2 protein-coding genes are annotated in these 593 nt (G+C 62.9%); both read right to left on the bottom strand.

What is annotated here, in order from left to right; translation table 11 throughout:
• Positions 1-150 (bottom strand): DUF7389 domain-containing protein (locus tag AOZ13_RS15925; protein WP_449404309.1); only part of this gene is annotated, 150 nt, incomplete at its 3' end.
• Between the two features lie 104 nt (positions 151-254).
• Positions 255-593: DUF6166 domain-containing protein (locus tag AOZ13_RS13655; RefSeq protein ID WP_234402895.1), on the bottom strand; the 339-nt coding region annotated here is incomplete at its 5' end.

The following is a 593-nucleotide window of genomic DNA, read 5'->3' as shown; positions in this document are numbered from 1 at the left end:
TTTGCCCGTGATTTTGTCCTCGTCGCGGGTTCCGGAGCCACGCTTGAGTTGGACGGTGATTGAGACGCCGACGTCGGTGCGTTCGACGTGCTGGGTTTCGGTGGGCTGTTCGGCAGTCGCGTCGCTCGACGTTTCAGTGGTGTCGGACATTGTCGGTGAGAGATTGGTTACGCGGGTAGTGCGACGTCGTCGGGGAGCACCTGCTCGATGTCGGCATCGGTGATCGTCCAGGTACCATCAGCGCCGTACTCGAGCTAGCTGATGACTTCGTCTTTGAACGTCTGGTAGTGTTGGCGGGCGAGAGTGGCGTTGTCGGTGTCGTTGAGGAGGACGGCGAGCGCGAGCTGTGCCGGGCCACTCCCTCGATACCCGACGGCGAATCCACTAGGGCTGTGCTGGACGATGGTCAGGCTGCACTCGGGTGTGAGCCGCTCGCCCTCGGGATGCGTCGTCACGACCACCTGCCCGTGTTCGCGAGACCCGACGTACCGAATCTCGCCCTCGTCGTGTGTTATCTGTGCGATCGCGCCGTCGTCGAACGTTCCACTCATAGTCGATTTCGAGAGCGCCGCGTGGGCACTCCCGCACCCCTC

The organism is Halarchaeum acidiphilum MH1-52-1 (genome assembly GCF_000474235.1).
In the GTDB taxonomy this organism is placed as follows: Archaea; Halobacteriota; Halobacteria; order Halobacteriales; family Halobacteriaceae; genus Halarchaeum; species Halarchaeum acidiphilum.
Note: the sequence above shows the minus strand (reverse complement) of the source record. Positions and strands in the feature narration are given on the sequence as shown.